Here is a 22,760-nt window from a genome sequence, read left to right as displayed (position 1 = left end):
GGGCATGATGCCGCCATTTGTGTGGGTGCATGCGGATCGCAGCGGCCGCGTGGTTAGCATGACCGCGAGACCTGTCCGCCATCCCCGACGGGAGCCTGCGTCGTGTCCCAGCCCCACCTCCGCACCGTTGTCGTGCTCGCCGCCGGTGAGGGCAAGCGGATGAAGTCCGCCCTGCCGAAGGTGCTGCACCCGCTGCTCGGCCGTACCCTGATCGGCCACGTGCTGAGCGCGGCGGCGCCGCTGGCCGCGGAGCGCACGGTGGTGGTGGTCGGTCACCGCGCCGAGCAGGTGCGGGAGCACCTGACCGAGGTCGCCCCGCAGGCGACCCCGGTGCTCCAGGAGCGGCAGCTCGGCACCGGGCACGCGGTCCGGATCGCGCTGGAGGCGGTCCCGGAGGCGGGCGGCACGGTGGTGGTGCTCAACGGCGACGTGCCGCTGCTGCGCGCCGAGACCGTCGCCGCGCTTGTCGACACGCACGAGGGCACCGGCGCGGCGGCGACCGTGCTGGCGGCCGAGGTGCCGGACCCGGCCGGGCTGGGGCGGATCGTCCGCGACGGCGCGGGCCGGCTGGAGCGGATCGTCGAGGAGCGCGACGCCACCCCGGAGCAGCGGGGCCTGCGCGAGATCAACGCCGGCATCTACGCCTTCGACGCGGCCCGGCTGCGCGAGGCGCTGGGCAAGCTCTCCACCGACAACGACCAGGGCGAGGAATACCTGACCGACGTCTTCGAGCTGTTCGTGTCGGCGGGCGAGCCGGTGGCGGTGCACGTGGCCGGCGACCACACCGAGACGCTGGGCTGCAACGACCGGGTCGAGCTGGCCGGGCTGCGCCGGCTGCTGCGGGACCGGGTGAACGAGGCGTGGATGCGCACCGGGGTGACGGTGCTGGACCCGGCGACCACCTGGATCGACGTGACGGTGACCGTCGAGCGGGACGCGGTGATCGACCAGAACACCCAGCTCCAGGGCGCCACGGTGGTGGGCGCGGGTGCGCTGGTGGGGCCGGACGTGACGCTGGTGGACACCACGGTGGGCGAGGGCGCCAGCGTGGTGCGCAGCCACGCGGTGGGCGCCGAGGTCGGCCCGCAGGCCAGCGTCGGCCCGTACGCCTACCTGCGGCCGGAGTCGCGGCTGGCCCGCAAGGCCAAGGTGGGTACGTTCGTGGAGACCAAGAAGGCCACCATCGGCGAGGGTTCCAAGGTGCCGCACCTGTCGTACGTGGGTGACGCGACGATCGGCGCGCAGAGCAACATCGGCGCGGCCACGGTCTTCGTCAACTACGACGGCGTGCGCAAGCACCACACCACGATCGGTAGTCACGCCCGCACCGGCGCGGACAACATGTTCGTGGCGCCGGTGGAGGTGGGCGACGGGGCGTACACCGCGGCTGGCTCGGTGATCATCGCGGACGTGCCGCCGGGCGCGATGGCGGTGGCCCGGGGTCAGCAGCGCAACGTCGAGGGTTGGGTGCTGCGCAAGCGGCCCGGGACGCCGGCCGCGGAGGCGGCCCGGCGGGCCGGTGAGAATGCGTCGGACCCGGCCGGTGCCGCAAGCGAAGGTGACTGAATCCACGGGGGGCCGTGGGCCCTGGGTGGACCGGTGAACGCGGGGGATACTGCAACCGAACAGCCCCCGGCCCCACCGCCGCCGGGAACCACCGACATACGGGAGCAGACGGGCCCATGGGCAGCATCGTCGCCGAAAACCGCAAGAGCCTGATGCTCTTCTCCGGACGCGGCTTTCCGGAGTTGGCCAAGGAGATCGGCGAGGTGCTCGGCGTGGCGCCGACCCCCGCCGACGCGTACGAGTTCGCCAACGGTGAGATCTTCGTGCGTTACCGGGACTCGGTGCGCGGTTCGGACGCCTTCGTGGTGCAGTCCGTCACGCACGGGGTGAACACCTGGGTCATGGAGACCCTGATCATGATCGACGCGCTGAAGCGGGGTTCCGCGAAGCGGATCACCGTGGTGCTGCCGTTCTACCCGTACGCCCGGCAGGACAAGAAGCACCGCGGCCGGGAGCCGATCTCGGCGCGGCTGATCGCCGACCTGCTGAAGACCGCGGGGGCGAACCGGATCCTCACCGTCGACCTGCACACCGCGCAGATCCAGGGTTTCTTCGACGGCCCGGTGGACCACCTCTTCGCGATGGACGTGCTGGCCGAGTACGTGGAGCGCAAGTACGCCGGCCGGCCGATGACGGTGGTGGCGCCGGACTCCGGCCGGGTGCGGGTGGCGGAGCGGTGGACCGACCGGCTGGGCGGCTGCCCGCTGGCGTTCATCCACAAGACCCGGGATCCGTTGAAGCCGAACCAGGTGGTGGCGAACCGGGTGGTCGGTGAGGTCGAGGGCCGGGTCTGCCTGATCGTCGACGACATGATCGACACCGGTGGCACGATCAGCAAGGCGGCGGACATCCTGAAGGAGTCCGGCGCCGCCGAGATCGTGGTCGCCTCGACCCACGCCCTGCTGTCGGACCCGGCGACCGAGCGGCTGAAGAACAGCCCGATCAGCGAGGTGGTGGTCACCAACACGCTGCCGTTGCCGCCGGAGAAGCAGCTCGACAAGCTCACCGTGTTGTCCATCGCGCCGCTGCTGGCCCGGGCCATCCGTGAGGTCTTCGACGACGGTTCGGTGACCACCCTGTTCGGTGGCCTGAGCTGACCGTCGCGCGCGTCCCCCGGTCCGTCGAGGTGAGGGCCGGGGGTGGCGCGTGGGCCGGAAACGGCTCGGGTAGACTGGTGCGGTTGCCACGGCGAGGGTGCCCGGCGGGTCGCTGAAAAGCGCCGCCCGGAGGCGCCGTCATCGACGCGGTGCTCCGGGCAGTCGTTCATGACGCATGAGCCCCAGCGAGCCCCTCGCCCCAGCACCGCCAGTCGACAAGCCGCCGCAGCGAAGCATCAGGAGTTTCCCCGTGTCCGAGGTAAAGATCAGCGCCGAGCCCCGTACCGAGTTCGGCAAGGGTGGTGCCCGTCGTACCCGCCGGGCCGGCAAGGTGCCCGCCGTGCTGTACGGCCACGGCGAGAAGCCCAAGCACATCGCGCTTCCGGCCCGGGAGTTCGCGGCCGCGATCCGTAACGGTGGCGCCAACCAGCTCCTCGCGATCGAGGTCAGCGACGGCACCCAGGTGCTGGCGCTGCCGAAGGCGATCCAGCGGGACCCGATCAAGGACAGCTTCGAGCACGTCGACCTGCTGCTGGTCCGCCGGGGCGAGAAGGTCACCGTCGACGTTCCGGTGCAGCTGACCGGCGAGGCCGCCCGCGACACCCTGATCGTGCACGACCACGACACCCTGTCGGTCACCGCCGACGCGACCAAGGTGCCGGACCACCTGGAGGCCTCGATCGAGGGCCTGGAGGCCGGCAGCCAGGTGACCGCCGCTGACGTGGAGCTGCCGGCCGGTGTCGAGCTGGCCGCCGACGCGGACCTGACGGTCGCCGCGGTGACCGCCGCCCCGACCGCCGAGCAGCTCGAGGCGACCCTGCCCGAGGTCGAGACCGCCGAGGAGGAGGTCGAGGCCGGGGTCGGCGAGGAGACCGCGGAGTCGTCCGAGGGTGCCGAGGAGGGTGCTCCGGCCGCCGCCGGCGGCGAGGAGAGCGCCGAGGCCAAGACCGAGGCCTGATCGGTTCGCAATCGTGTGACAGGCGTCCCCGAGTGCCTCGGGGGCGCCTGTCGTCGTATCGCCCACCCGCCGCCGGGTGGCGGCGCCCGCCGGTGGGCGCGGCGCGGCCGGGCGGTGACACGCGAAAGGAACGGGTGTGACGGACGAGTCGGTGCCGTGGCTGGTGGTCGGCCTGGGCAACCCGGGCCGGGAGTACGCCGGCAACCGGCACAACGTCGGCTTCCTGGTGGCCGACCTGCTGGCCGCCCGGGTGAGCGCGCGGTTCGGCCGGCACAAGCGGGCGGTGGCCGAGGTCGCCGAGGGGCGGCTCGGGTTCGGCGGGCCGCGGCTGGTGCTGGCCAAGCCGTTGACCTACATGAACCTCTCGGGCGGTCCGGTGGCCGCGCTGGCGCAGTTCTACAAGGTGCCGGTGGGCCGGGTGGTCGCGGTCCACGACGAGCTGGACATTCCGTACGGGCAGGTGCGGGTGAAGTGCGGCGGCGGCGAGGGCGGGCACAACGGCCTGCGCTCGATGTCGCGCTCGCTGGGCAGCAAGGAGTACGTCCGGGTGCGGTTCGGGGTCGGCCGGCCGCCGGGGCGGCAGGATCCGGCGGACTTCGTGCTCTCGGACTTCTCCACGGTCGAGCGCAAGGAGCTGGAGTTCCTGGTCGACCGGGCGGCGGACGTGGTGGAGTCGGTGATCACCCGCGGGGTGGAGCCGACCCAGAACGCGTACCACGGCGGGTGAGCCGGGCGGGGCGCGGCCGGGCGGGCCGCGCCGGCCGGTAGATTTGGCCCCTTCTGGCGGGGCGGGCGACGACGCCCGTGGCGAGGCGACGGGAGTGGTGATGGGCAGTCCGCCGATGATCGACGGTGGGTTCGCACGGTGGCTCGCCGCCCGGGCCGGGCAGGCGCTGCTCGGGCTGCGGGAGGAGATGGGCTTCGCCGACGCCGGCGCGCTCAAGGCCGCCGGCGACAAGATCTCGCACGACCTGATCCGTACGGAGTTGGCCCGCTGGCGCCCGGGGGACGCGGTGCTCTCCGAGGAGGACGAGGGTTCCCGGCTGGCCTGGACGGCGGAGGTGGCGCCGGCGGCGGTGTCCCGGCTGACCGCGGATCGGGTGTGGATCGTGGACCCGCTGGACGGCACCCGGGAGTTCGCCGAGGCGGGGCGTTCGGACTGGGCGGTGCACGTGGCGCTCTGGGCGCGCAACGCGTCGCCGTCGCACGGTCTGGTGGCGGGCGCGGTGGCGTTGCCGGCGCAGCACCGGGTGCTGGGCACCGACCACCCGCCGGCGTATCCGCCGTTGACGGTGGAGGCGGCGACGTCGGGGGGCGCGCGGGTCGTCCGGCTGGCGGCGAGCCGGTCCCGCCCGCCGGTCTTCCTGACCGATCTGGCCGAGGACGTCGGGGCGCACCTGGTGCCGATGGGCTCGGCCGGGGCGAAGATCGCGGCCGTGGTGACCGGTGAGGTCGACGCGTACATCCACGCCGGCGGGCAGTACGAGTGGGACTCGGCGGCGCCGGTGGCTGTGGCGACGGCCACCGGGCTGCACGCTTCCCGGATCGACGGTTCTGCGCTGAAATACAACGAGGCCGACCCGCGCCTGCCGGATCTGCTGGTCTGCCGGAAGGATCTCGCGAGTCGGTTGCTTGCAGCGTTGCAGCGGCACTCCGGGTAGCCTGAGGCGCACTTCTTGACGAGTCCGACCGGAAAGGTCTGGATCCCATGAGTGGTTCCGAGCGAATCGAGCACCTCCCGTGACCGCCCCCGCATACCGGGTCTCCCACCTGGACGCGCTGGAGGCGGAGAGCATCTTCGTGATGCGCGAGGTGGTCGCCGAGATGGAGCGGCCCGTGCTGCTTTTCTCCGGCGGCAAGGACTCGATCGTGATGCTCCGGCTGGCGCAGAAGGCGTTCGCCCCGGCGAACATCCCGTTCCCGGTGATGCACGTGGACACCGGGCACAACTTCCCCGAGGTTCTGGAATACCGCGACCGGCGGGTGGCCGAGCTGGGCCTGCAGCTGATCGTGGCGAGCGTGCCGGAGGCGCTGTCGGCCGGGCTGGTCCGCGAGTCGGCCGACGGGATGCGCAACCGGATCCAGACCCCGGTGCTGCTCGACGCGGTGGAGCGGCACCGCTTCGACGCGCTCTTCGGCGGCGCCCGGCGCGACGAGGAGAAGGCCCGGGCCAAGGAGCGGGTGTTCAGCTTCCGGGACGAGTTCGGCCAGTGGGATCCGAAGAACCAGCGGCCGGAGCTGTGGTCGCTCTACAACGGCCGGCACCACCCGGGCGAGTCGATCCGGGTCTTCCCGCTGTCCAACTGGACGGAGTTGGACGTCTGGCACTACATCGCCCGGGAGCGGATCCCGCTGCCGTCGATCTACTACGCGCACGAGCGTGAGGTGATCGAGCGCGAGGGCATGCTCTACGCGGTGAACGAGTTCTTCCGGCCGCGGGCCGGTGAGGAGCGGTTCAAGGCGCGGGTGCGGTACCGGACGGTGGGCGACGCGTCCTGCACCGCCGCGGTGCGCTCCGACGCGGACACGGTCGAGCTGGTCATCGAGGAGGTCGCCGCCACCCGGATCACCGAGCGTGGCGCGACCCGCGGCGACGACCGGGTCAGCGAGGCCGCCATGGAGGACCGCAAGCGGGAGGGCTACTTCTGATGAGCGTGCAGACCCTGTCCCCGGCGGCCGGCGCCGAGGCCCGGCCGATGGACCTGCTGCGGTTCGCCACGGCGGGCAGCGTGGACGACGGCAAGTCGACCCTGATCGGCCGGCTGCTCTACGACACCAAGTCGCTCTTCACCGACCAGCTCGCCGCGGTCGAGGCGGTCAGCGCGGCCCGCGGTGACGAGTACACCAACCTGGCGCTGCTCACCGACGGCCTGCGGGCGGAGCGGGAGCAGGGCATCACCATCGACGTGGCGTACCGCTACTTCGCCACCCCGCGGCGGAAGTTCATCATCGCCGACACCCCGGGGCACATCCAGTACACCCGCAACATGGTCACCGGCGCCTCCACCGCGGACCTGGCGCTGATCCTGGTGGACGCCCGCAAGGGCCTGGTGGAGCAGTCCCGCCGGCACGCCTTCCTCTGCTCGCTGCTGCGGGTGCCGCACCTGGTCCTGTGCGTGAACAAGATGGACCTGGTGGACTGGTCGCAGGAGGTGTTCGAGCGGATCGCGGACGAGTTCACCGCGTTCGCGGCGAAGCTCGACGCGCCCGACCTGACCGTCATCCCGATCTCCGCGCTGCGGGGCGACAACATCGTGTCCCGGTCGGAGAACATGCCGTGGTACGAGGGCCCGTCGCTGCTGCACCACCTGGAGCGGGTGCACATCGCCTCGGACCGCAACCTGGTCGACGTCCGCTTCCCGGTGCAGTACGTGATCCGGCCGCAGTCCACCACCGTCACCGACTACCGGGGCTACGCGGGGCAGGTGGCCTCCGGGGTGCTCAAGCCCGGCGACGAGGTGATGGTGCTGCCGTCCGGGTTCACCAGCCGGATCGCCGCGGTGGAAACCGCCGACGGCCCGGTGGACGAGGCGTTCCCGCCGATGTCGGTGACGGTCCGGCTGACCGACGAGATCGACATCTCCCGGGGCGACATGATCTGCCGGCCGAACAACGCACCGGCCGTCGCGCAGGACATCGAGGCGATGGTCTGCTGGATGGACGAGACCCGGCCGCTCCAGGTCGGCGGCAAGTACGCGATCAAGCACACCACCCGCTCGGCGCGGGCGATCGTGCGTGGGCTGCACTACCGGTTGGACATCAACACCCTGCACCGGGACGAGGCGCCCGGCGAGCTGAGGCTCAACGAGATCGGCCGGGTGCGGCTGCGGACCACGGTCCCGCTGCTGGCCGACGAATACCGGCGTAACCGGACCACCGGCGGCTTCGTCATCATCGACGAGGCCACCAACCGCACGGTCGGCGCCGGCATGATCGTCGAGGCCGGCTAGATGTAAGGAGGGGCCCCTTATTAACAGACGTCTGTTAATAAGGGGCCCCTCCTTACACCTCAGTCGAGGCGGTGGGCGCCGCCGGCGGGGAGCACGGTGAGGGTGCCGGGGGCGGCGAAGCCGCGCTCGGCGTACGCGTCGGCGACGGCGGTCGCCACCCGCTCGGCGGCGGCCGCCTCGACCAGGGCGAGCACGCAGCCGCCGAAGCCGCCGCCGGTCATCCGGGCGCCGAGCGCCCCGGCGGCCAGCGCCGCCTCGACCGCGGTGTCGATCTCCGGGACGGTGATCTCGAAGTCGTCCCGCATCGAGGCGTGCGAGGCGGTGAGCAGCGGGCCGATCTCGGCTACCCGGCCGGCGCGCAGCAGCTCGACGGTGTCCAGCACCCGCTGGTCCTCGGTGACCACGTGCCGGACCCGGCGCCGGGTCTCGTCGTCGTCGAGGCGGGCCAGCGCGGCGTCGAGGTCGGCGGTGGCGACGTCCCGCAGGGCGGGCACCCCGAGCCGGGCGGCGGCGCGCTCGCAGGACGCCCGGCGGGCGGCGTACTCGCCGTCGGCGTGCCGGTGCGGGGCCCGGCTGTCGATCACCAGCACGGCCAGTCCGGCCGCGTCGAGGTCGAAAGGGATCTGCTCGACCTCCTCGGTGCGGCAGTCGAGGAAGAGGGCGTGCCCTTTCCGGCAGCGGATCACCGCGGACTGGTCCATGATCCCGGTGGGCGCGCCGACGTAGTCGTTCTCGGCCCGCTGGGCGAGCCGGGGCCACCGGTCGGCGGGCAGGTCCAGCCCGCCCAACTCGACCAGGGCGGCGAGCACGGCCGACTCGACGGCCGCCGAGGAGGAGAGCCCGGAGCCGACCGGCACGTCGGAGGCGATGGCCAGCCGGGCGCCGGGCACCTGGTGGCCGGCGGCGCGCAGCGCCCAGACCACGCCGGCCACGTAGGCGGCCCAGCCGGTGACCCGGCCGGGCGCGTCCGCCTCGGCCGGCCCGAACTCCACCGGGTCGGCGGAGAGCTCCGAGCGGACCGTCCAGCGCGCGTCGTCGCGCGCCGCCGCGGCGACCACGGTACGCAGCGGCAGCGCGAAGGGCAGCACGAAGCCGTCGTTGTAGTCGGTGTGCTCGCCGATCAGGTTCACCCGGCCGGGTGCCGCCCAGCGGCCCGCCGGTGCGGTGCCGTACGTCTGGTGGAAGCCGGCGGAGGCGCGGGCCGCTACGTCGGTCAACGCTGCTCCAGCCGGTGGTCGCGGTAGAACGTCCAGGCGTCGCCGACCATGTCGTGCAGGGTCGGCTTCTCCGGCACCCAGCCCAGTTCCTCGCGGGCCAGCGCGGCGGAGGCGACCAGCTCGGCCGGGTCGCCCTCGCGGCGGGGGGCGATCTCCACCGGCACCGGCGCGCCGGTGACCTCGCGGACCACCTCGACCACCTGCCGGTTGGTGAAGCCGTTGCCGTTGCCCAGGTTGTAGATGCGGTGCCGGCCCGGCACGGCGGCGGTCAGCGCGAGCAGGTGGGCCCGGGCCAGGTCCTCGACGTGGATGTAGTCGCGCACGCAGGTGCCGTCGGCGGTGGGGTAGTCGTCGCCGAAGAGCTGGAGTTTCTCCCGCCGGCCGGCGGCGACCTCCAGCGCGATCGGGATCAGGTGGGTCTCCGGGTCGTGCCGTTCGCCGATCGCCCGGCCACCGCGCAGGTACGCCCCGGCCACGTTGAAGTAGCGCAGCGAGACGGCGGCCAGGTCGTGCCCGATCGCCTCGGAGGTGAGCGCCATGTCGACCGCGAGCTTGGTGGCGCCGTACGTGTTGGTGGGGGCCTTGACCGCGGTCTCCGGGATGGGCAGTTCGACCGGGTTGCCGTAGACGGCGGCGGTGGAGGAGAAGACCAGCCGGGGTACGCCCGCGGCGCGGACGGCGTCGATCAGCGCGAGCGAGCCGACGGTGTTGTTCCGCCAGTACAGCTCCGGCTTCACCATGGACTCGCCGGCGGCGATGAGGGCGGCGAAGTGCAGCACGCCGTCGAAGCCGGCGTCGGGGGTGAGCACCCGGGCCGCGTCGTGCACGGGCAGGTCGACGTGGGTCGCCTCGGGCGCGAGCGCCACCCGGTGCCCGGTGCGCAGGTCGTCGAGGACGACCACCTCGTGGCCGTGGTCGAGCAGCATCCGGGTCACCACGCTGCCGATATAGCCGGCGCCGCCGGTGACGAGCAGCTTCACGTCGGTCCTCCTGCCTGGCGGCGCGTCCGGCGACCGTCCGTGATCATCCTATGGTCGCCCGGGCCGCCCGGCCCGGTGAGCCGCCGCGGCCATTCCATCATGAAACAACGGATTCGAACAGAGCCGAACATTCCGGTGCCGCCACGCCGGCCCGTCGCCGCCGACCGCCGGTGCGGCGGGGCGTCGATGTCTACCATCCAAGTCATGCGGGAAGCCGCGCATCCCGACCCCCGGCGTCGACCGTCGAGGCGGGTTCGCCGCGAACCGGGCCGGGTGGCCCGGACCGTCGCCCGGCTCGTCGTGCGCGCCGCCGACGGGGCCACCCGCCTGGTCACCGACCTGCTGGGGGCCAGCCCGACCGCCGGCCGGGAGCGGATCAGCGAGGCCGAGCTGCGCGACCTGGTCGCCGCGAACACCGTGCTGGACCCGGTGGAGCGCCGGATCATCGACGAGGTGCTGGAGGCCGGGGCGAGCCTGGTCCGCGAGGTGATGATGCCCCGCACCGAGGTGGTCTTCCTGGCCGCCGAGCTGACCATCGCCGAGGCGGCCCGGCTGGTCCGGGCCGAGACGCACACCCGCTACCCGGTGGTGGACGGCACCCACGACGACGTGGTCGGCTTCGTGCACCTGCGGGACGTGCTGCTCCGCCCGGACGGCGACCGGTGCCTCACGGTGGGGGAGCTGACCCGGGAGGTGAAGCGGCTGCCCGGCAGCAAGCGGGTGCTCCCCGCGCTCAACGAGATGCGCCGGGAGGGCCATCACCTCGCCGTGGTGGTCGACGAGTACGGCGGCACCGCCGGCATCGTCACCTGCGAGGACCTGATCGAGGAACTGGTCGGGGAGATCCGCGACGAGCACGACGACCCGTCCGACCCGGTGCTCGACGGCCTGCCCGCCGTGGTGGACGGCCGGCTCAACCTCGCCGACTTCGCCGAGCGTACCGGCGTCCCGCTGCCCTCCGGCCCGTACGAGACGGTGGGCGGGTTCGTGATGGCGGCGCTGGGCCGGCTGCCGGTCGCCGGGGACGAGGTGCCGGTGCCGGCCGGACCGGGCCGGGTGGCGGCCGGCGCCCCGGACGAGCCGGCCGAGGGCTGGCTGTTGCGGGTGCTGGCCCTGGACGGGCGCCGGGTGTCCCGGCTGGCGGTCTCGGCGGTGCGACTGCCCGGGCAGCGGCGCGAGGCGCGGCAGCCGCCCGGGGCGGTACCGGCGCGGGCCCGACCCGCCGGCCCGTCATGACGTACGCCAGGTCTTGCTGACAGAATTGCCGCCATGTCCGACGTACCCGCCCGCCCGCGCGTCTTCTCCGGCATCCAGCCGACGGCCGACTCGTTCCACCTCGGCAACTATCTGGGCGCGTTGCGGCACTGGGTGGCCCTGCAGGACAGCCACGACGCGTTCTACTGCGTGGTCGACCTGCACGCGATCACCGCCGGGCACGACCCGAAGGTGCTCCGCCAGCGCAGCCGGGTGGCCGCCGCGCAGCTGTTCGCGCTGGGGCTCGACCCGGAGCGCAGCACCCTGTTCGTGCAGTCGCAGGTGCCCGAGCACCCGCAGCTGGCCTGGGTGCTCGGCTGCATCACCGGCTTCGGCGAGGCCAGCCGGATGACCCAGTTCAAGGACAAGTCGCAGCGCCACGGCAGCGAGCGGGCCAGCGTCGGCCTGTTCACGTACCCGATCCTGCAGGCCGCGGACATCCTGCTCTACCAGGCGAACGCGGTGCCGGTCGGTGAGGACCAGCGCCAGCATCTGGAGCTCTCCCGCGACCTGGCGCAGCGGTTCAACTCGCAGTTCGGCAGGACCTTCACGGTGCCGGCGCCGCACATCGTCAAGGACACCGCGAAGATCACCGACCTGCAGGACCCGACGGCCAAGATGTCGAAGTCGTCCTCCTCGCCGGCCGGCATCATCGACCTGCTGGAGGATCCGTCCCGCTCGGCCAAGAAGATCCGGTCGGCGGTGACCGACACCGGCCGGGAGATCGTCTTCGACGCGGAGACCAAGCCGGGCGTGTCCAACCTGCTGACGATCTACTCGGCGCTGGGCGGCCGGAGCATCGACGACCTGGTCGCCGCGTACGACGGCAAGGGCTACGGCGACCTGAAGAAGGACCTCGGCGAGGTGGTGCGGGAGTTCGTCACCCCGATCCAGGCCCGCACCAAGGGTTACCTGGACGACCCGGCCCAGTTGGACAAGCTGCTCGCCGCCGGCGCCGAGAAGGCCCGGGCGGTGGCCGCGCCGACCCTGCACGACGTGTACGAGCGGGTCGGCTTCCTCCCGCCGGTGCGCTTCGAGTAGCGGCCCCGGCGACGGAGATGGGTGACCAGTGAGGGCTTCAGGGGTGGCGCGGAGCGTGGAGCGCGGCGGTGGAGCGCCGGTGGCCGGGGACACCATCCAGATCGGGATCGCGGTGGACATCCCCGAACCGTGGGGCGGGATGCTCACCCAGCGCCGGGTCGAGGCCGGTGACCCGCAGGCCGTGCCGGCGCACGTGACGCTGCTCGGGCCGACCGAGATCCCGGTCGCGGCGCTGCCGGCGGTCGAGGCGTACCTGGCCCGGGTCGCCGCGGCCCACCTGCCGTTCCCGCTGCACCTGCGGGGCACCGGCACGTTCCGGCCGGTCACCCAGGTGGTGTTCGTGGCGGTGGCGGCGGGGATCAGCGAGTGCGAGTTGCTGGCCGCCGCCATCAACGCCGCGCCGGAGCTGCACCGCGAGGCCCGCTTCCCGTACCACCCGCACGTGACGGTGGCGCAGGACGTCGCGCCCGAGGCGCTGGACAAGGCGTACGAGGACCTGGCCGACTTCTCCGCGCTCTTCGAGGTGGAGGCGTTCACCCTCTTCTCGCACAGCGGGCAGGCCAGGTGGCAGCCGCGCCGCGACTTCCGCCTCGGCGGCTGAGCCCGCCGTCGTGAACGTGCTCGGCCGCATCGAGGCGGGCCTCAACCGCCGGGTGGACGCCACCCGGGAACGCCTGCCGGGCTTCGACCATCTGTGGCGGGCCGGCACCCTGTACGCGGACGTGCTGGGCGGGCGGCTGGCGGCGGCGATCGCCTACTACGGCTTCTTCGCGGTCTTCGCGCTTGCCCTGGTGGCGTACTGGATCTTCGGGACGATCCTCGAGGACAACGACGAGGTCAGCGACGCGGCGGAGCACTTCCTCCGGGAGAATCTGCCCTTCCTCGACCCGCAGCAGATCGCGCAGAGCAGCAACACCATCGGGGTGGTCGGCCTGGTCATCCTGGTCTTCACCGGGATCGGCTGGGTGGAGGCGATCCGCTCCTCGCAGCGGCTGATGTACGGCCTCAACCAGCAACCGGGCAACCTGGTGGTCCGGCGGCTGGTGGACCTGGGCGTGCTGCTGGTGGTCTTCGTGATGCTGGGCATCTCGGTGGCCGCCGTCGACGCGCTGGGGTCGCTGCTGCGCTTCCTGCTGCGCAGCACCGGCTCGGTCGGCCTGACCACGGTCAGCGCGGTGCTCAGCGTGCTGATCAACGCGGTGCTGGCCACGGCCCTGCTGGTGGCCGTGCCGAGGCTGCGGATGAGCCGCCGCCGGCTGCGGCCGGTGGTGCTGCTGGTGGCGGTCGGCATCACCCTGCTGAACACGGTGGGGCGCTACTACGTGGTGCGCACCGAGCGGAACCCGGCGTACACCGTGGTGGCGACCGCGGTCGGCCTGCTGCTCTACCTGTACCTGCTCAACCAGCTGGTGCTCTTCGGCGCGGCGCTCGCCGCCACCAGCCGGTACGGCCGGGTGGTGGACCTGGCCGACGGGACCGCGGCCGACGAGGTGGACGTGGAGGTCGACGAGGAGCTCGACGAGGGGCGCGACCCGGGGACGCCGGGAGGGGCGGGTTGACGTGCGGATCGTGATCGACGCGGGCTCGGCGGTGCCGCCGTACGAGCAGGTGCGCGGGCAGCTCGCCGGGCAGATCGGCACGGGCCGGCTGGCGGTGGGCACCCGGCTGCCGGCCGTCCGGCAGCTCGCCGCCGAACTCGGGCTGGCGGTGAACACCGTGGCGCGGGCGTACCGGGAGTTGGAGGCGGCCGGGCTGGTCGAGACCCGGGGTCGGCACGGCACGGTGGTGGCCCCCGGCCGGGACGACGCGACCGACCGGCTCCAGGCCGCCGCCGTCGGGTACGCCGCCGAGGCGGTCCGGCTGGGCGTGCCGGCGGACCGGGCGGTGGCCCTGGTACGGGCCGCGCTGGCCGCCGCCCGGCCGGAGTGACCTGATCCGGACAATCGAGGAAAAAGATGAATAGGGGCAAATGCCGCCCAGGCCGGTGAGCCGACCGCGCATGATGATCCCGTGGGCGCTCTCGTGACGCTGGACCTGCCGGACGACTCCCCGATGCTCGGCCTGCCGTGGATCATCACGTTCGGCCCGTTGACCGAGGCGGACGAGTGGGAGCCGGTGGTCTGCGGGCCGTACGAGCGGGCGCACGCGCTGGCCCTCGCCGAGGCGGTGGTGGCCGAGGAGCAGCTGATGGCGGTGGTCGAGCCGCTGCTGCCGGCGCTGTCGGCGGAGGAGATCCGCGGTGAGATCGCGGCCGCGCAGATCGCCGCCGAGGACGAAGCGGCCCGGGCCGAGGAGTCCGACCTCTACGGCGACTTCGAGGACGTGATCGACGAGGAGTTGGAGCGGGCCGCCGAGCAGCAGCCGGTGCCCCAGCCGTCGCCCGCGCCGAGCCGGGACGAGCTGCGCGCCGGCCTGGCCCGGATCGCTGCGCAGCTCACCGCGAAGGACTGAGCCCGGGGCGGGCGGTGGCCCGACGGTGGTCGAGCGGTGGCCTGACGCTGGTCGGGCGGTGGCCTGACGCTGGTCGGGCGGTGGCCTGACGGTGGTCGGGCGGTGGCTTGCGCTGGCCCGGCGGTTGGGCCGGAGCTGTCCGCCTCGCCGGTGACTCGGCGTCGTGTCCGTTGGCGCGCACTGAGCGTATTCATCAAGCGACCGACACCCACCCCTCTCGCCGCCTTTGCTCTGCTGCCGCAGCCGCAACACCGCGTCTGAGCAGCGGTTACCCGTGGCTGCGCCATCATGTGTCGATCACGGCGAGTAGCTGTTGCCGGGAGGGAAGCAGAGCAAAGGTGGCGGGGAGGGAGGTCGCTGGCAGGCGGGCGGACACGGAGGGTGAGCGCGGGGGTATGCCCCGCGGTGCCGCATCCGCTCCCCGGCGAGCTGCCCCAAAGGCCGTCGGCGGGGGTCAGGTGGGTGCGCTGTGCCTGCGCCACGTGGGCGGTCGGGCCGTCCGGTGACCCGCGCGGGGCGGCCTCGACGTCCGCGGTGGACGGCGGCGCCCCGGGAGGCGGACCTCCCGAGGCGCCGACGCCACCTCACCCCCCACCACAAGGGGTCGGTTGCCCAGTCGCCCGTCGGCGCGGAGCACAACGGACGACCAGGTCATCAGCGGGTTACCCGGCTCAGCGCCGTTCGAACCACGCAGCCGCGTCCACCGGCAGGACGTGCCCGTCGCCCCGCTCGGTGAGGTCGGCGCTGGCCACGACCGGCCGGCCGTGGCCGGCGATCGTCACCTCCGCGCCACTGATGTTGACCACGCAGGTCAGCACCGCGTCGCCCGCGGACCGGCGGAAGGCCAGCACGCCGGGCTCGGTCTCCAACCAGGTGATCGGGCCGGTGCCGGCCAGCGCCGGGTGCTCGTGCCGGATCCGCAGGGCGGCGCGGTAGAGCTCCAGCGTCGAGCCCGGCGCGCCGGTCTGCGCGGCCACCGACAGCGCCCGCCAGGTCGCGGGGGCCGGCAGCCAGCTCAGCTCGCTGCCGGCCGGCCCGAAGCCGTACGGGGCCAGCTCGCCGCTCCACGGGATGGGCACCCGGCAGCCGTCCCGGCTCTCCCCGGTGCGCAGGAACGACGGGTCCTGGCGCAGCTCGTCGGGGAGGTCCAGCACCTCCGGCAGGCCCAGCTCCTCGCCCTGGTAGACGTAGGCCGCCCCGGGCAGGGAGAGCATCAGCAGGGTGGCGGCGCGGGCCCGGCGCAGGCCGATCTCGCCGTCGCCGTACCGGGTGACGTGCCGCTGCCGGTCGTGGTTGGACAGCACCCAGGTGGTCGGGGCGCCGACGATTGCCGACTCGGCCAGCGCGGTGTCGACCACCTTGCGGAACGAGTCCGCCGACCAGGTGGCGTCCAGGAAGTCGAAGCTGAACGCCTGGTGCAGCTCGTCGGGGCCGATGTAACGGGCCAGCCGCTGCGGGGTCTCCGCCCACGCCTCGGCGACCGCCATCCGGCCGCCGGGGTAGCTGTCGAGGATAGGCCGCCAGGCGCGGTAGATGTCGTGCACCTCGTCCTGGTCGAAGTACGGCAGCCGGCCCTTGCCCAGCAGCTCGGACTGGCGCTGGCCGGTGGTCATCGAGTTGAAGCCGACGTCCGGCAGCCCTTCGGCCTTGATCATCCCGTGCGCCACGTCGATCCGGAAGCCGTCGACGCCCCGGTCGAGCCAGAACCGCAACACGTCCTCGAACTCGGCGCGCACCTCGGGGTGACGCCAGTTGAGGTCCGGCTGGGCCGGGTCGAACAGGTGCAGGTACCACTGGCCGTCGGGCAGGCGGGTCCACGCCGGGCCGCCGAAGATGCTCTCCCAGTCGTTGGGCGGCAGCTCGCCGTGCTCGCCCTGGCCGTCGGCGAAGAGATACCGGGCGCGCTCGGCGGAGCCCGGGGCGGCGGCCAGCGCGGCCTGGAACCACGGGTGCTGGCTGGAGGTGTGGTTGGGCACCAGGTCGACGATGATCCGCAGGCCCAGCGCGTGCGCGTCGCCGATCATGGCGTCGAAGTCGGCCAGCGAACCGAAGAGTGGGTCGACGTCCCGGTAGTCGGCCACGTCGTAGCCGGCGTCGACCTGGGGAGAGGTGAAGAAGGGGGTGAGCCAGAGCGCGTCCACCCCGAGGTCGCGCAGGTACGGCAGGCGCTCCCGGATGCCCGGGATGTCGCCGACGCCGTCACCGTTGGCATCGGCGAAGCTGCGCACGTAGACCTGGTAGACGACCGCGGTACGCCACCAGTCGTCGTCGGAGGTCAGCGGCTCGGCGTTGCTGGCGGCGGTCATCGGTGACGATCCCCGTTCTGTGGCGGGACGGCGGCGACCCGCGCCGGCGTCCGCGCGGGTGTCAGAGCAGAATGCCGGCCCACCCCTGCAAGAGTCAAGCAGAGCTTGCGCAAGAAATGACGCGCGGGCCGGCCCTCAGGCCGGGACGACCACCGCGGGCGGCGCCGGCTGCTGCCGGCCGGGGCGGTCGGCCCCCGCCGTCGCGCCGGCCACCGCGGTCGAGCCGCGCACCACCAGCTCGGGGCGGAACGAATACTCGGAGTGCGGCGCGGCGTGCCCGTTGATCTCGTCGACCAGGGCCCGCACGGCGGCCACCGCCATCGCGGCCACCGGCTGGCGCATGGTGGTCAGCGGCGGCTCGGTGAACGCCATCAGCGGGGAGTCGTCGTAGCCGACGACGGAGAGGTCCGCCGGCACCGACAGGCCGCGCTGCCGGGCGGCCCGGATCGCGCCCAGGGCCATCAGGTCGGAGCCGCAGACGAGCCCGGTGACCCCGCGCTCCAGCAGCCGTCCGGCCGCCGCCTCGCCGCCCTCCACCCCGAACAGGGTCAGCTCGGCGAGCGAGTCGAGCTCGGCCGCCGGCAGCCCGGACAGCCGGGTCATCGCCGCGCGCCAGCCGGCCACCTTGCGCTGCACCGGCACGAACCGGTCCGGACCGGTGATCAGGCCGATCCGCCGGTGCCCGAGGGCGACCAGATGGGCCACGGCCAGCTCGGCCGCCTCCCGGTCGTCGCAGGAGACGAAGGGCGCGGCGATGCCCGGGGCGTACCCGTTGATCATGACGATCGGCAGCGGGCGGCCGATCAACGCGCGGTAGCGGTCGTGGTTCGCCGCGGTGTCGGCGTGCAGGCCGGAGACGAAGACGATCCCGGAGACCTGCCGGTCCAGCAGCATCTCGACGTACTCGTCCTCGGTGACTCCGCCGGCGGTCTGGGTGCAGAGCACCGGGGTGAACCCGCTCTGGGCCAGGGTCGACTCGATGACCTGGGCGAACGCCGGGAAGATGGGGTTCTCCAGCTCCGGGACGACCAGGCCGACCAGGCCGGCGCTGCGCTTGCGCAGCCGGGCCGGGCGCTCGTAGCCGAGCACGTCGAGGGCGGTCAGTACGGCCTGCCGGGTCTCCGGGGCCACCCCGGGGCGGTCGTTGAGCACCCGCGACACCGTGGCCTCGCTGACTTCGGCCTGTTGGGCGATGTCGGACAGTCGAGCGCGCATGGCGGCACTTTAGCTCACTGGCAACTTCTTGCGTACACTCCTGCAAGCCCTTCCATTCCCTGCAACCTCTTGCTAACGTGCGCGCAACATGCGAGAGCAGCGGCGCGGCAATCAGCGCCGGTTGGCAAGAACTTTCAGGATTCCCCACTGGCGACCGCCCTTCCCCCGGCGAGCCGCCATGACGACAGGAGTACCGATGCGCATCCGTACCACGGGTGTGGTCGCCGTTCTCGGCCTGGCGCTCGCCGCCTCGGGCTGTGGCGGCGACAACAAGAGCAGCGACGAGCCGGCCGCCAGCGCCTCTCCCAAGGCCGCCGCCGGTGGCAAGCTCGTGATCTGGGCCGATGACAAGCGGACCGCTGCCCTCAAGCCGTTCACGGAGAAGTTCGGCCAGGAGAACGGCGTCACCGTCGAGGTGCAGGCCGTCCCGAACGAGGACCTCCAGAACAACTTCGTGACGGTGTCCAGCCAGGGCGGCGGCCCGGACGTGGTGATCGGCGCGCACGACTGGATCGGCAACCTGGTCCAGAACGGCGCCATCGACCCGGTGCAGCTCGCCGACGAGCAGAAGGCCGCCTTCAACGAGACCGCCATCAAGGCCGTCACGTTCAACGGCCAGGTCTACGGTGTGCCCTACGCCCAGGAGAACCTGGCGCTGATCCGCAACACCGACCTGGCCCCCGAGGCGCCGAAGACGATCGAGGACCTGGTCGCCACCGGCAAGCAGCTCAAGGCGCAGAAGAAGGTCACCGAGACGCTCTGCCTGCAGGTCGGTCAGAAGGGCGACGCGTACCACATCTACCCGCTGTACGCCTCGGCCGGCGGCTACCTCTTCGGCACGACCGCGAACGGCGACTACGACCCCAAGGACCTCGGCGTGGGCAAGCCGGAGTCGATCGCCGCGTTCAAGAAGATCGCCGCGCTCGGCGAGAAGGGCGAGGGCGTGCTCAAGCGCTCGATCGCCGACACCAACTCGACCGCCACCTTCACCGGCAAGAAGTGCGCCTTCCTGGTCTCCGGGCCGTGGGCCACCGCCGACGTGAAGAAGGCCGGCATCAAGTACGACATCTCCGCCGTCCCCGGCTTCGCCGGTGGCAAGCCGGCCGCGCCGTTCGTGGGCGTCCAGTCCTTCTACGTGGCGGCCAAGGGCAAGAACAAGGCACTCGCCCAGGAGTTCGTCGCCAACTACGTCACCAAGCCGGAGCTGGCCGTGGCGCTGTACCAGGCCGACCCGCGCCCGCCGGCGCTGACCGCCGCGCTGGACCAGGTCAAGGGCAGCGACCCGGACCTGGCCAAGTTCGTCGAGGCCGGCAAGAACGGCCAGGTGCTCCCGGCGATCCCGGCCATGGCCGCGATCTGGGACCCGTTCGGTAAGGCCGAGGCCGCCGTCATCGGCGGTGCCGACCCGGCCAGCACGGTCACCGCCGCCGGCAAGACGATCGCCGGTTCGATCAAGTAATGAGCACACCGCTGTCCGGCCCGGGGTCTGTCCAGCAGACCCCGGGCCGGGGGCCCGTTCGCACCGGGTCCCCGCGCTCGTCCCGTACCGCGCGGAACCACGCGCCGATCACCGCGGCCGGCCTCGCCGCGAAGGTGATCCTGCTCGGCCTGGTGGCCGGGATCGCGATCTGGGCGGCCTTCCCGCTCGTGCAGGCCGAGCAGTGGATCGGGCTGGCGGTGCTGGTGCTGACCACCGCCGCGCTGTTCTACCTGTACGTGGGCCGCCGGCACGTCCCGGCGAAGTACCTCGTCCCGGGCACGCTCTTCCTGATCGCCTTCCAGATCGTGCCGGTGCTCTACACCGCGAGCACGGCCTTCACCAACTTCGGCGACGGCCACCGCGGCAGCAAGGATGACGCGGTCGTCGCCATCCAGAGCGCCTCGGTGAAGCAGGTCCCCGGCTCCACCCAGTACCCGCTGTCGGTCGCCACCAAGGGCGACCCGACCACCGGCCCGCTGGTCTTCCTGATCACCGACCCGAAGACCGACACGGTCTCCGTCGGTGACGCCGACGGCCTGCGGCCACTCGACCCCGGCGCGGCCACGGTTGCCCCCGGCGGAAAGGTCACCGCGGCCGACGGCTACACCGTGCTGAACTTCGGCCAGGCCAGCGCCCGCAGCAAGGACATCACCGACCTGGTGGTGCCGACCGCCGGCGGCGCGCTGCGCTCGTCCGGCCTGTCCCGGGCGTACGAGGGCAAGGCCGTCCGGGCGTACGACGCGGGTTGTGACTGCGTCAAGGACAGCGAGAGCGGCAAGACCTGGACGGCCGACGAGGAGGTCGGCGCGTTCGTCGCCGCCGACGGCGACCGCCTGGCCCAGGGCTGGCAGGTGAACGTCGGCCTGGCCAACTTCACCCGGGTGCTCACCGACGAGCGGATCTCCGGGCCGTTCCTCGGCACGCTGATCTGGAACTTCGCCTTCGCGATCGGTTCCACCGGCGGCACGTTCATCCTCGGCATGCTGATCGCCCTCGCGCTGCACTCGCCCCGGGTCCGGGGCACCAACCTCTACCGGATGCTGCTGATCCTGCCCTACGCCATGCCGTCGTTCGCGATGCTGCTGGTCTGGCGGGACATGTTCAACACCGACTTCGGTCTGATCAACAACATGTTCGGGCTCGGCGTCGACTGGTTCGGTCAGGGCTGGTCGGCCCGCGCGGCGGTCATCCTGGTGCAGCTCTGGCTCGGCTACCCGTACATGTTCCTGGTGGCCACCGGCGCGCTCCAGGCCATCCCGCGCGAGCTGACCGAGGCCACCTCGGTCGACGGGGCGTCGCCCTGGCAGTCGTTCAGGGCGGTCACCCTGCCGCTGCTGCTGGTCGCGCTCTCGCCGCTGCTGATCTCGTCGTTCGCGTTCAACTTCAACAACTTCAACGCGATCTACCTGACCACCGAGGGGGCGCCGTTCCCGGCGGACAACCCCAGCAACGGCGCCACCGACCTGCTGATCACCTACACCTACCGGCTGGCGTTCGGTGGGCAGGCCGCGCAGTTCGGCTTCGCGGCGGCGATCTCGCTGTTCATCTTCGCCATCGTCGCGGTGGTGTCGGCGGTCAGCTTCCGGCGGACCCGCCAACAGGAGGAGGTCTACGCATGAGCACGCCTACCGGCGCCACCGTCACGGCGGACGCGAGCGGTCCGGCGGCGGTCAACCGCAACGCGCGCCGGCGGAAGAACCGCTGGTTCGCCCAGGTCGGTTGGCGGCACCTGGTCGGCCTGCTGGGCGTGCTGTTCAGTCTCTTCCCGTTGGTGTTCGTCGTCTCGGCGGCGCTCAATCCGCTCGGCACCCTCTCCTCCACCGCCCTGGTGCCGACCGGTGGGGTGTCGTTCGGCAACTTCTCCGAGTTGTTCGCGCGCACCGGGTTCGCCCACTGGTTCCTGAACTCGCTGCTCATCGCCGGCGGAGCCTCGTTCGCCTCGGTCTTCCTCTCCGCGCTCGCGGCGTACGCCTTCTCCCGGATGCGGTTCCGGGGGCGGCGGGTGGGGCTGCTCTCGCTGCTGCTGATCCAGATGTTCCCGCAGTTCCTGGCGATCGTGGCGATCTTCCTGATCTTCGGCACGGTCACCGACCTGTGGCCGGCCATCGGCTTCAACACCCCGTGGGGCCTGCTACTGCTCTATATGGGCGGCGCGCTGGGCGTGAACACCTGGCTGATGAAGGGCTTCTTCGACACGCTGCCCCGGGAGCTGGACGAGTCGGCCACCATGGACGGTGCGTCGCACGCCCAGGTCTTCTTCAGGATCATGCTTCCGTTGGTGGCGCCGATCCTCGCGGTGACCGGGCTGCTCGCCTTCATCAACACCATCAACGAGTTCCTGATGGCGAGCGTCTTCCTCACCGACACCGACGCCAAGACCCTCGCGGTCGGCATGCGGACCATGCTGCAGGGCGCCGAGCGGAACACCAATTTCGGCATCTTCGCGGCCGGCACCCTGCTCACCGCGATTCCCACCGTGCTGGTGTTCCAGTTCCTGCAACGCTTCATCGTCTCCGGCCTCACCTCCGGCGCCGTCAAGGGCTGAAAGGAGGGGGCCCTTGTTAACGCTTCCGGTAGAGCAGGGGCCCCTTCTTAACACCTAACGCAGCAGCGCGCGGACGCCGGCCAGGTAGGTCGCACGGTCCGGCGAGCCGGTGAGGATGCGCTGGGTGAAGTAGCCGGGCACCAGGCCGAACAGCGCCGCGCCGACCGCCGCCGGGTCGGCGTCCGCGGGCAGCTCGCCGGTGTCGCGGGCCCGGTGGGCGGCGGCCACGAAATGGCCGCGCAGCCGGGTGTACGTGGCCGCGACGAACTCGGCCAGCACCGGGTCCCGCTGCGCCTCGCTCCAGACCTGGAGGGCCAGCGGCAGCACGCCGTCCGGGCCGAGCTGGGTGTCGACGAAGGTCAGGGCGCGGTCCAGCACCCCGGCCAGCGGCAGCGGCGGATCGGCCGCGGCCAGCTCGGCGAAGGTCGCGTCGGCGGTGCCGACCACCGCCTGGGCGATGGCGGTGATCAGGTCGTTCTTGCTGGGGAAGTAGCGGTAGACCGCGCCGACCGAGAGGCCGGCCTCCTTGATCACGTCCTGCATCGAGGTGTGGTGGAACCCGTCGCGCACGAAGCAGCGCCGGGCCGCGTCGAGGATCTGCTGGCGGCGGGCGGCGAGGTGCTGCTCGGAGACGCGTGGCACGACACACATGCTAAAGCGAACGTTCGTTCTTGACGAAGGAACGAGAGGTGGCGCACTC

General features: G+C 72.4%; 20 protein-coding genes and 1 pseudogene. 16 read left to right on the top strand and 5 right to left on the bottom strand.

What is annotated here, in order from left to right; genetic code table 11:
• Positions 1-102: 102 nt before the first annotated feature.
• The 7 genes and pseudogenes from glmU to K7640_RS06745 all read left to right on the top strand — a co-directional run.
• Positions 103-1,626: pseudogene (gene glmU / locus K7640_RS06775) on the top strand (bifunctional UDP-N-acetylglucosamine diphosphorylase/glucosamine-1-phosphate N-acetyltransferase GlmU); the annotation flags it as partial.
• A 56-nt stretch (positions 1,627-1,682) separates the two neighbouring features.
• On the top strand, positions 1,683-2,663 hold the full coding sequence (locus tag K7640_RS06770) for a ribose-phosphate diphosphokinase (protein WP_222953853.1): 981 nt from the start codon (positions 1,683-1,685) through the stop codon (positions 2,661-2,663).
• Positions 2,664-2,913: 250 nt separating this feature from the next.
• Positions 2,914-3,621 (top strand): 50S ribosomal protein L25/general stress protein Ctc, encoded by a 708-nt coding sequence (locus K7640_RS06765; RefSeq protein ID WP_222953852.1) that lies wholly within the window; start codon positions 2,914-2,916, stop codon positions 3,619-3,621.
• A 136-nt stretch (positions 3,622-3,757) separates the two neighbouring features.
• Positions 3,758-4,348, top strand: a complete 591-nt coding sequence (gene pth / locus K7640_RS06760; protein WP_222953851.1) for an aminoacyl-tRNA hydrolase — start codon at positions 3,758-3,760, stop codon at positions 4,346-4,348.
• 100 nt (positions 4,349-4,448) lie between these two features.
• Positions 4,449-5,282, top strand: coding sequence for an inositol monophosphatase family protein (locus tag K7640_RS06755; protein ID WP_222953850.1), 834 nt, complete (start codon positions 4,449-4,451; stop codon positions 5,280-5,282).
• A gap of 79 nt (positions 5,283-5,361) precedes the next feature.
• On the top strand, positions 5,362-6,270 hold the full coding sequence (cysD, locus tag K7640_RS06750) for a sulfate adenylyltransferase subunit CysD (protein ID WP_222953849.1): 909 nt from the start codon (positions 5,362-5,364) through the stop codon (positions 6,268-6,270).
• The gene (locus K7640_RS06745) at positions 6,270-7,571 is read left to right on the top strand and encodes a sulfate adenylyltransferase subunit 1 (RefSeq protein ID WP_222953848.1); all 1,302 of its coding nucleotides are present in this window, start codon (positions 6,270-6,272) and stop codon (positions 7,569-7,571) included. Before cysD ends, K7640_RS06745 begins: the two co-directional genes overlap by 1 nt.
• A gap of 59 nt (positions 7,572-7,630) precedes the next feature.
• Here the strand turns inward: K7640_RS06745 and galK are convergent, their stop codons facing one another.
• Both galK and galE read right to left on the bottom strand, forming a co-directional pair.
• Positions 7,631-8,788: a galactokinase gene (gene galK / locus K7640_RS06740; protein ID WP_222953847.1), complete on the bottom strand. Its 1,158-nt coding sequence runs from the start codon at positions 8,786-8,788 to the stop codon at positions 7,631-7,633.
• Entirely contained in the window at positions 8,785-9,714 is a 930-nt protein-coding gene (galE, locus tag K7640_RS06735; RefSeq protein ID WP_255608430.1) for a UDP-glucose 4-epimerase GalE, read from the bottom strand. Before galE ends, galK begins: the two co-directional genes overlap by 4 nt.
• Before the next feature lie 258 nt (positions 9,715-9,972).
• On the opposite strand from galE, the gene K7640_RS06730 reads away from it, so the two are divergent.
• The 6 genes from K7640_RS06730 (at position 9,973) to K7640_RS06705 (ending at position 14,514) form a co-directional block, all read left to right on the top strand.
• Complete coding sequence (locus K7640_RS06730) at positions 9,973-11,004, top strand: hemolysin family protein (protein WP_222953845.1); 1,032 nt, start codon at positions 9,973-9,975, stop codon at positions 11,002-11,004.
• 33 nt (positions 11,005-11,037) lie between these two features.
• Positions 11,038-12,063 carry a tryptophan--tRNA ligase gene (gene trpS, locus K7640_RS06725; protein WP_222953844.1) on the top strand — a complete coding sequence of 342 codons (1,026 nt, stop codon included), beginning with the start codon at positions 11,038-11,040 and terminating at the stop codon, positions 12,061-12,063.
• Positions 12,064-12,091: 28 nt separating this feature from the next.
• On the top strand, positions 12,092-12,664 hold the full coding sequence (locus K7640_RS06720) for a 2'-5' RNA ligase family protein (RefSeq protein WP_222953843.1): 573 nt from the start codon (positions 12,092-12,094) through the stop codon (positions 12,662-12,664).
• A gap of 10 nt (positions 12,665-12,674) precedes the next feature.
• The gene (locus tag K7640_RS06715; RefSeq protein WP_222953842.1) at positions 12,675-13,622 is read left to right on the top strand and encodes a YhjD/YihY/BrkB family envelope integrity protein; all 948 of its coding nucleotides are present in this window, start codon (positions 12,675-12,677) and stop codon (positions 13,620-13,622) included.
• Between the two features lies 1 nt (position 13,623).
• On the top strand, positions 13,624-13,992 hold the full coding sequence (locus K7640_RS06710) for a GntR family transcriptional regulator (protein ID WP_222953841.1): 369 nt from the start codon (positions 13,624-13,626) through the stop codon (positions 13,990-13,992).
• Positions 13,993-14,073: 81 nt separating this feature from the next.
• Entirely contained in the window at positions 14,074-14,514 is a 441-nt protein-coding gene (locus K7640_RS06705; protein WP_222953840.1) for a hypothetical protein, read from the top strand.
• A gap of 671 nt (positions 14,515-15,185) precedes the next feature.
• On the opposite strand, the gene K7640_RS06700 is transcribed toward K7640_RS06705, so the two are convergent.
• Both K7640_RS06700 and K7640_RS06695 read right to left on the bottom strand, forming a co-directional pair.
• Positions 15,186-16,820 carry a glycoside hydrolase family 13 protein gene (locus tag K7640_RS06700; protein ID WP_222953839.1) on the bottom strand — a complete coding sequence of 545 codons (1,635 nt, stop codon included), beginning with the start codon at positions 16,818-16,820 and terminating at the stop codon, positions 15,186-15,188.
• A 135-nt stretch (positions 16,821-16,955) separates the two neighbouring features.
• Positions 16,956-18,035, bottom strand: coding sequence for a LacI family DNA-binding transcriptional regulator (locus K7640_RS06695; protein ID WP_222953838.1), 1,080 nt, complete (start codon positions 18,033-18,035; stop codon positions 16,956-16,958).
• 196 nt (positions 18,036-18,231) lie between these two features.
• On the opposite strand from K7640_RS06695, the gene K7640_RS06690 reads away from it, so the two are divergent.
• The 3 genes from K7640_RS06690 to K7640_RS06680 are packed head-to-tail and all read left to right on the top strand — an operon-like array spanning position 18,232 to position 22,060.
• The gene (locus K7640_RS06690) at positions 18,232-19,494 is read left to right on the top strand and encodes a maltose ABC transporter substrate-binding protein (protein ID WP_222953837.1); all 1,263 of its coding nucleotides are present in this window, start codon (positions 18,232-18,234) and stop codon (positions 19,492-19,494) included.
• Positions 19,494-21,134: an ABC transporter permease subunit gene (locus tag K7640_RS06685; RefSeq protein ID WP_222953836.1), complete on the top strand. Its 1,641-nt coding sequence runs from the start codon at positions 19,494-19,496 to the stop codon at positions 21,132-21,134. Before K7640_RS06690 ends, K7640_RS06685 begins: the two co-directional genes overlap by 1 nt.
• A complete protein-coding gene (locus tag K7640_RS06680) occupies positions 21,131-22,060 on the top strand; it encodes a sugar ABC transporter permease (protein WP_222953835.1) in 930 nt (309 codons plus the stop codon). The genes K7640_RS06685 and K7640_RS06680 overlap by 4 nt, the downstream gene beginning before the upstream one ends.
• Positions 22,061-22,114: 54 nt before the next feature.
• Here the strand turns inward: K7640_RS06680 and K7640_RS06675 are convergent, their stop codons facing one another.
• A complete protein-coding gene (locus tag K7640_RS06675) occupies positions 22,115-22,702 on the bottom strand; it encodes a TetR/AcrR family transcriptional regulator (RefSeq protein WP_222953834.1) in 588 nt (195 codons plus the stop codon).
• Positions 22,703-22,760: the final 58 nt, after the last annotated feature.

It is taken from the genome of Micromonospora sp. PLK6-60, assembly GCF_019890675.1.
Lineage (GTDB): Bacteria > Actinomycetota > Actinomycetes > Mycobacteriales > Micromonosporaceae > Micromonospora.
The sequence above is the reverse complement of the archived record's forward strand: the minus strand, read 5'-3'. Positions and strand labels throughout refer to the sequence as shown.

Bases quoted from the DNA above. Each gene is read 5' to 3' on its own strand.
- K7640_RS06770 (WP_222953853.1), top strand. From the start codon at position 1,683: ATGGGCAGCATCGTCGCCGAAAACCGCAAGAGCCTGATGCTCTTCTCC.
- K7640_RS06755 (WP_222953850.1), top strand. From the start codon at position 4,449: ATGGGCAGTCCGCCGATGATCGACGGTGGGTTCGCACGGTGGCTCGCC.
- K7640_RS06745 (WP_222953848.1), top strand. From the start codon at position 6,270: ATGAGCGTGCAGACCCTGTCCCCGGCGGCCGGCGCCGAGGCCCGGCCG.
- galE (WP_255608430.1), bottom strand. From the start codon at position 9,714: ATGCTGCTCGACCACGGCCACGAGGTGGTCGTCCTCGACGACCTGCGC.
- K7640_RS06730 (WP_222953845.1), top strand. From the start codon at position 9,973: ATGCGGGAAGCCGCGCATCCCGACCCCCGGCGTCGACCGTCGAGGCGG.
- trpS (WP_222953844.1), top strand. From the start codon at position 11,038: ATGTCCGACGTACCCGCCCGCCCGCGCGTCTTCTCCGGCATCCAGCCG.
- K7640_RS06700 (WP_222953839.1), bottom strand. From the start codon at position 16,820: ATGACCGCCGCCAGCAACGCCGAGCCGCTGACCTCCGACGACGACTGG.
- K7640_RS06695 (WP_222953838.1), bottom strand. From the start codon at position 18,035: ATGCGCGCTCGACTGTCCGACATCGCCCAACAGGCCGAAGTCAGCGAG.
- K7640_RS06690 (WP_222953837.1), top strand. From the start codon at position 18,232: ATGCGCATCCGTACCACGGGTGTGGTCGCCGTTCTCGGCCTGGCGCTC.
- K7640_RS06685 (WP_222953836.1), top strand. From the start codon at position 19,494: ATGAGCACACCGCTGTCCGGCCCGGGGTCTGTCCAGCAGACCCCGGGC.
- K7640_RS06680 (WP_222953835.1), top strand. From the start codon at position 21,131: ATGAGCACGCCTACCGGCGCCACCGTCACGGCGGACGCGAGCGGTCCG.